This is a genomic window from Thermophilibacter sp., from assembly GCF_966187215.1.
The window spans coordinates 21,246-27,955 of sequence record NZ_CBIFYV010000047.1 but is presented as its reverse complement, the minus strand read 5'-3'; the positions used below and the strand labels follow the sequence as shown (position 1 = coordinate 27,955).

Genomic DNA, 6,710 nt, shown 5'->3' with positions numbered 1-6,710 from the left:
AGCAGGAACAGCCCCACGGTCTCCCTGTCGTGCATGCGGACCCCCAGTCCCGGACCTCCCGGTCCAACTTTTCGTCCGCGGTCCCATCCTAGGATTAAGGTTTATGAATGTCAGATTTTGCGGGTTAATCGGATGAGGAGGTTGCAGACGAGAGGGACATCGGGGCGAGAAGAACGCGAGCGAGGGGGCGTCGGGGGACAGTCAACCCAGCGCGGCGAGAAATTCCCGTCCGCGTGCGTCGTGCGCGACGAGACGAACCTCGCGCGGCGGCTCCTCGCCCCCCGCGGCCTCGTCCTCGAGGCGCGTCACGTACACGTCCACGCGCGCGTCGCCGATCTCGTCGGAGAACTGCTCGCCCCACTCGATCGCGCAGACGCCGTCGGCGCCGAGCACGTCGAAGATGCCCGTGTCCTCGAGCTGGTCCGCGTCGTCCAGGCGGTAGAGGTCGAAGTGGTAGAGCGGCATCCGTGCGCCTTCGTAGACCATCTCGATGGTGAAGGTGGGGCTCGTGACGTCGGCGTCCACGCCCATGCCCGCGGCGATTCCCTTGGTGAGCTGGGTCTTTCCCGCTCCCAGGCCCCCCGTCAGCACGAGCACGTCACCGGCCTCGAGCGCCGCGCCCAGACGCTCGCCCACGGCGATCGTCTCCTCGCGTGAGCGCGTCACGAAGCGCCGCTCGTCCGCGGCACCCATCACGCCTCGCCCTCGGCCGGGTGCTCGGCGAGCCAGGCGCCCACCATACGCAGGTCCGCTTCCAGCAGCGGCTGCCAGTCGGAGTGGTAGATGCACGCCGCGGGGTGGAAGGTCGGGCAGACGGTGAAGTGGCCGGTCTGGTAGAGCTGGCCGCGCAGCGACGTCACGCCCTTCTCGGTGCGCAGCACGAACTGCGAGGCGAAGTTGCCCAGGCAGACGATTACGTCGGGCCAGATGCTGCGGATCTGCTCGCGCAGAAACGGCGAGCACGCCTCGATCTCCTCGGGGCGCGGGTTGCGGTTTCCGGGCGGGCGGCACTTGATGACGTTGGCGATGTAGATCTCCTCGCGCGTGAGACCGGCGCAGGAGAGCAGCGAGTCGAGCTTCTTGCCAGCGGCGCCCACGAACGGCTCGCCCTGGAGGTCCTCGTTGCGCCCGGGGCCCTCGCCGATGAACATCACGCGGGCGCGCGGGTTGCCCACGCCGAAGACGAGGTTGGTGCGCGTCTGCCCGAGCGGGCAGAGCTGGCAGTTGCCCATGAGGTCGCGGATCTCCTGAAGCGTGACCTCGCGCGGGCGCTGGTGTTCGTGCCCCGGAATGTGCATGACGGACATGAGGTCGAGCCCCCTTCTCTGCGCGGCCGTCCGGCGGCCGCCGCGCCTGCCGGCCGTGCCGGCGGCGCCGGGCGCGCCGGTCGCGTCCCTCTCGCTAGGTGTAGATCTTCTCAAGTCTCATCCCAAAGTCGCAGACAATCTCGTAGTTGATCGTGTGGCGCAGGTCGGCCATCTCGTCGGCGTCGATGCGCTCGTCGCCGTCGGCGCCGAGGACCGTGACCACGTCGCCGTACTCGACGGGGCGCGACGGCCGGTACGCGCGGGCGCTGTTGACGTCGACCGCGAACATGAACTGGTCCATGCAGATGTTGCCCACCTGCCGGCAGCGGCCGCCGTCAACGAGCACGTCCATCTTGTTGGAGAGCTCGCGCGCGAGGCCGTCCGCGTAGCCGATGGGCACCGTGGCGATCTGGATGTTCTGCTTGGGCACGCGGTACGTGAGGCCGTAGCCCACGCCGTCGCCGACGCTGGGGTAGAGCACGCGCACCACGCGCCCGCGCACGCTCATGACCGGCTCGAGGTCCACGTAGCCGCGCGTGACGTCGGCCGGGTGCAGGCCATAGAGGCCGATGCCCACGCGACACATGTCGAAGTGACACTCGGGGTGCAGGATCGTGCCCGGCGTGTTGTCGCAGTGCACCAGGCCCGTCTCCAGGCCGGCGCCCCGCAGCGCGGCGACGGTCTCGCGGAAGCGGTTGAGCTGCAGCGCGAAGTCCCAGTCGTCGGGAAGGTCGGCGGTCGCGAAGTGCGTGAAGGTGCCCGCGCACTCCAGCCCGCGGTGGAAGTCGATGGTGCGGCGCAGCTCCACGGCGTCCTGGCGGCGCACGCCGATGCGCGTCATGCCGGTGTCGACGGCCAGGTGGTAGCGGGCCACGCGCCCCGCCGACGCGGCGGCCTCGCCGAGCGCCAGCGCGAACTCCGCCGTGTAGACCGCGGGCATGAGGTCGTGCTCCACGAGCGTGCCCACGCTCTCGACGGGGGGCTCGGAGAGGACCAGGATCGGCCACTCGATGCCCGCCTCGCGCAGCGCGACGCCCTCGGCGACCGTGGCCACGGCGAACTGCGAGGCCCCGGCCGAGTGCATGACCTTCACGCACGGCACCGCTCCGTGCCCGTAGGCGTCCGCCTTGACCACGCACATCATCTGGGTGCCGCGGCTCAGCTGCCTCCTCAGCGCGGAGGTGTTGCGCCTCAGCGCGGCAAGGTTCACCTCGACCCACGACCAGCGGGTCTCGGGACCCCGGACCTCCATGGCACGCCCCCCTTCGCGTCGCGACGCCCGTGACGCCCCCTACTCTACTCCCCCGCGGGGGGCTCCGGGTACGTCACGTGCTCCTCGACCGCGTCAGAGGCCATGCCGATCACGTCAATGACGTCGGTTGCCATGACGGCGCGCGAGCCCACGCGCTCGGCCGCCAGCGACCCCGCGTAGGCGTGGATCTCGCAGACGTAGGCCGAAAGCAGCGTGAGGTCCACGTCCGCGCCCGCGCGCTGCGCCAGGGCCGAGGCCGTCATGCCCGCCAGGACGTCGCCCGATCCGGCCGTCGCCAGCGCGGCGGGGCCCGGCTTGGGCAGCACGGCCTGCTCGACGCTCACGCAGCCGGTGGCCGTGCCCTTGGTCACCACCACGAGCTCCGAGCCGCCGTCGGCCCACACGATCTGTCGCGCGGCGTCGAGCTGCTCCACGAGCGAGGCGGGCGGGTTGGTGGGACGCCCCACGAGCCGGCCGAGCTCGCCGCGGTGCGGCGTCAGCACGAGCGGCGCGTTGCGGCGCGTGATCTCGGGGAAGTCGGGCAGCGCGCCGTTGGTCAGACGGGCGAGGCAGTTGAGGCCGTCGGCGTCGATCACCAGGGGCACGTCGGCGGCGAGAAGCGCGGACACGACGGCGCACGTGCCGCCGCTCACGCGCAGGCCCGGCCCCACGAGCACCGCCGAGACGCGGCGCGCCAGCTTGAGCACCACCTCCCGCGCCTCCGAGGCGATCGTGCCGTCGGCGTCCTCGGCCAGCGGCACCACCGGGATCTCCAGCAGGTGCGCCTGCGCCACGGGGGCGGCGGAGACCGGCGTGGCCAGCGTCACGTAGCCGGCGCCCATGCGCGCGGCGGCGCGGGCCGCCATGACGGCGGCGCCGGGATAGCGCCGCGAGCCGCCCACCACGAGCACCGACCCGCGCGAGAACTTGTCGACGGCCGCCGTGCGCTCCGGGAGGGCGCCCAGGTAGTCCGCCAGGTCGGTGCGCCACGCCACGGGGTCGGCCTCCACCACCAGCCGCTCGGTCTGCTCGGCGAGCGGGGCCACCACGATGGCGCCGCACACGTCGCGCCCGTCGTCGGCCAGAAGGCCGGGCTTGAGCGCGAGCATCGTGACCGTGAGGTCGGCGACCACGCACGCGCTGCCCGAGTGCCCGGTCTGGGCCGACAGCCCGCTCGGCACGTCCACGGCCACCACGCGCGCCGGACTCGCGTTGACACACTCGATCCAGATGTCGAACGGCGGACGCACCTCGCCGTGGAAACCGGTGCCCAGCATGCAGTCGAGCACCACGTCCGCGGTGGCGAGAAGCTCCTCGAGCTCGTCGCGCGCCGGCCCCACGAGCGTTGAGACGCCCGCGCGCAGAGCGCTCTGGGCGACCTGGCGCGCCAGGTCGCCGGAGAGGGCGTCGGGCTCGATGGGGCTCGCCACGGTCACGTTGACGCCCCGCTCGTGCAGGACCTCAGCGGCGACCCAGCCGTCCCCGCCGTTGTTGCCCAGCCCCACGAGCACCACCACGTTGTCCACGTCGCCGAGCTCGAGCACCTCCTGCGCGGCGGCGTAGCCGGCGCGGTGCATGAGCTCCGACACGCTCACGCCCTCGCGGGTGAGCGCCACCTCAACGCATTTGACGTCCTCGACGTTGAGCACGGGCTGCATATGCTACTCCTTCGAAAGAGAGACGGAACCTTCGTCCCCCCGCCCCGTCGCGGGGGTCACGGCCTCCTCGGTCCCCAGGCCGAGGCCCTCGAGCTCACTCGCCTGGGCACGCTCCAGCTCGTCCAGGATGGAGCGGGCCTCCTTGAACGAGGTCGCGAGCGCGCGCTCGGCCTCGTGGCGCGTGTCGGGCGCGGGGCGCACGTCGTCGGTCACCAGGATGGCGTTGGCCACGGCCACGTCGTGGGTGTGGGAGATGGAGAGGGCCACCTCGCGAACGCCCCGCTCGGCCACCAGCTCGGCCACGCGGCCGGCGAGGATCGCGCGGGGGCGTCCGCTCTCGTCGCGCCCCACCGAGACGTCGCGCAGGCCCACGCCGCCCGAGAATCCCGTGCCGAGCGCCTTGACCACGGCCTCGCGAGCCGCCCAGCGCGCGGCGTAGTGCTCGGCGGGACGGGCCGTGCCGTCGCAGTAGGCGCGCTCCTCGTCCGTGAAGACCTTCTCGGCGAAGCGGGGGCTTCTCGCCAGCACCTGCTCCATCCGCGAGATCTCGAGCATGTCCACGCCGACGCCCGCCGTTGCCATGGGCTACTCCACCGTGACGGACTTGGCGAGGTTGCGCGGCTTGTCCACGTCGCAGCCGCGGGCGCGCGCCACGTAGCGCGCGAGCATCTGCAGGTGCACCACCGCCACGATGGGGACGAGAAGCTCGTCGGGCACCGGCGGGATCCACAGCACGTGCTCCACGAGCGACGCCACGGCCTCGTCGCCGTCGGTCGCCACCGCCACGCACACGGCACCGCGCGCGATGACCTCCTGGATGTTGGAGACGGTCTTGTCGTGCACGCGGTCTGCCGGCACGATGGCCACCACCGGGAAGCCCGGCTCCAGAAGCGCGATGGGGCCGTGCTTCATCTCGCCCGCCGGGTAGGCCTCGGCGTGCAGGTAGCTGATCTCCTTGAGCTTGAGCGCGCCCTCGTAGGCGGTCGTCGAGTTGACGCCGCGGCCCAGGAACAGCGCCGAGCGGGCGTTGCGGAAGAGCGGGGCGGCCTGCTTGTCCTGCCAGGAGCGACCGATGACCTCGCGGATGAGGTCCGGAATCGCGCAGAGGTCGCGGTAGTGGCGCTCCACCTCCGCGCGGTCCATCTCGCCACGCGCCTCGGCGAGGCGCAGGGCGAGAAGGGCGGCGGCCACCATCTGCGCGGTGTAGGCCTTGGTGGAGGCCACGCAGACCTCGGGGCCCGCCTGCACGTAGAGGGTGCCGTCGGACTCGCGCGCGGCCGAGGAGCCGAGCACGTTGGTGATCGCGAAGACGCGGCAGCCCATCCCCCTCATGCGGCGCGCCGCCGTGAGCGTGTCGGCCGTCTCGCCGGACTGCGTGATGATGACGCAGAGCGTGTTGGGCGTCACGAGCACGTCCTGCTCGTAGTTGAACTCCGAGGCGTAGTCGCAGATGACCTGGACCTTCGCCCAGGTCTGGATCAGCGTGCGCGCGATGAGGCTCACGTGGTAGGACGTGCCGCACGCGATGAGGTAGACGCGGTCGATGGCGGCGAGGTCGGCCCGGCTCATCGAGAGCTCGTCGAGCTCGATGCCGTGCTCGCCAAGCCGTCCGTCGAGCAGGCGCTCGATGGCCTCGGGCTGCTCGGCGATCTCCTTGGCCATGAAGTCGGAGTAGCCGCCGAGCGTGGCCGCCGAGGCGTCCCAGTCGATGTCGAGCGTGGCCGGGTGCTCCACGAGCGCTCCGTCCTCGTCGAAGACCGTCACCCGCCCGCTCTGCTCGAGGCGCGCGATCTGCCCGTTCTCGAGCTGGATGACGTGCGAGGTCACGCTCGCGAGCGGCGTGACGTCGGAGGCCGCGTAGGCCCCGCTCTCCGTGGAGGCCACCACGAGCGGCGAGCCGTTGCGCGCGCACACGACCTCGCCGGGCGCGTCGGCGCACACGGCCGCGATGGCCCAGGAGCCCTCGAGGCGGCGGCACGCGTTGCGCACGGCGGCCACCAGGTCGCCCTTGGCGGGGCCCGCCCACGCCTCCTCGATCAGGTGCGCGATGACCTCGGAGTCGGTCTCGCTGGCGAGCTCGTGGCCGTTGCGCCGCAGGTAGCCGCGAAGCTCGCGGAAGTTCTCGATGATGCCGTTGTGCACAATGGCGATGCGCCCCGTGCAGTCGCGGTGCGGGTGGGAGTTGCGGTCGGTGGGGGCGCCGTGCGTGGCCCAGCGCGTGTGCGCGATGCCTGTAGTCCCCACCAGGTTGGCCGTGGAGCAGCGCTCGGCGAGCGCCGAGACGCGACCGGCGCACTTCACGCCGTGCAGTTCGCCGTCGGCGCCCACGACCTCGACGCCCGCGGAGTCGTAGCCGCGGTACTCGAGCGTCCGCAATCCCTCGAGAAGGTACTCGACCGCCTGGTCACGTCCGGTATAGCCTACGATTCCGCACATGCGGGCCTCCTCGGTTCTGGGTTCGTTTGAGCTGCGTCCTCGATTGTAGCAGTGCTG

6 protein-coding genes are annotated in these 6,710 nt (G+C 71.7%); all 6 read right to left on the bottom strand.

The window, feature by feature from the left end; genetic code table 11:
* Positions 1-201: 201 nt before the first annotated feature.
* Entirely contained in the window at positions 202-693 is a 492-nt protein-coding gene (tsaE, locus tag ACWTSU_RS04295) for a tRNA (adenosine(37)-N6)-threonylcarbamoyltransferase complex ATPase subunit type 1 TsaE (protein ID WP_455138644.1), read from the bottom strand.
* Positions 693-1,307, bottom strand: coding sequence for a uracil-DNA glycosylase (locus ACWTSU_RS04290; RefSeq protein WP_455138645.1), 615 nt, complete (start codon positions 1,305-1,307; stop codon positions 693-695). Before ACWTSU_RS04290 ends, tsaE begins: the two co-directional genes overlap by 1 nt.
* Positions 1,308-1,401: 94 nt before the next feature.
* Positions 1,402-2,559: an alanine racemase gene (gene alr, locus ACWTSU_RS04285; protein WP_455138643.1), complete on the bottom strand. Its 1,158-nt coding sequence runs from the start codon at positions 2,557-2,559 to the stop codon at positions 1,402-1,404.
* Positions 2,560-2,603: 44 nt separating this feature from the next.
* Entirely contained in the window at positions 2,604-4,217 is a 1,614-nt protein-coding gene (locus ACWTSU_RS04280; protein WP_455138642.1) for an NAD(P)H-hydrate dehydratase, read from the bottom strand.
* Between the two features lie 3 nt (positions 4,218-4,220).
* Positions 4,221-4,799: a holo-ACP synthase gene (gene acpS, locus ACWTSU_RS04275; protein WP_455138641.1), complete on the bottom strand. Its 579-nt coding sequence runs from the start codon at positions 4,797-4,799 to the stop codon at positions 4,221-4,223.
* A gap of 3 nt (positions 4,800-4,802) precedes the next feature.
* Positions 4,803-6,653: a glutamine--fructose-6-phosphate transaminase (isomerizing) gene (gene glmS, locus ACWTSU_RS04270; protein WP_455138640.1), complete on the bottom strand. Its 1,851-nt coding sequence runs from the start codon at positions 6,651-6,653 to the stop codon at positions 4,803-4,805.
* Between the last annotated feature and the right edge of the window lie 57 nt (positions 6,654-6,710).

Coding starts and splice junctions, on each gene's coding strand:
- tsaE (WP_455138644.1), bottom strand. CDS start 693: ATGGGTGCCGCGGACGAGCGGCGCTTCGTGACGCGCTCACGCGAGGAG.
- ACWTSU_RS04290 (WP_455138645.1), bottom strand. CDS start 1,307: ATGTCCGTCATGCACATTCCGGGGCACGAACACCAGCGCCCGCGCGAG.
- alr (WP_455138643.1), bottom strand. CDS start 2,559: ATGGAGGTCCGGGGTCCCGAGACCCGCTGGTCGTGGGTCGAGGTGAAC.
- ACWTSU_RS04280 (WP_455138642.1), bottom strand. CDS start 4,217: ATGCAGCCCGTGCTCAACGTCGAGGACGTCAAATGCGTTGAGGTGGCG.
- acpS (WP_455138641.1), bottom strand. CDS start 4,799: ATGGCAACGGCGGGCGTCGGCGTGGACATGCTCGAGATCTCGCGGATG.
- glmS (WP_455138640.1), bottom strand. CDS start 6,653: ATGTGCGGAATCGTAGGCTATACCGGACGTGACCAGGCGGTCGAGTAC.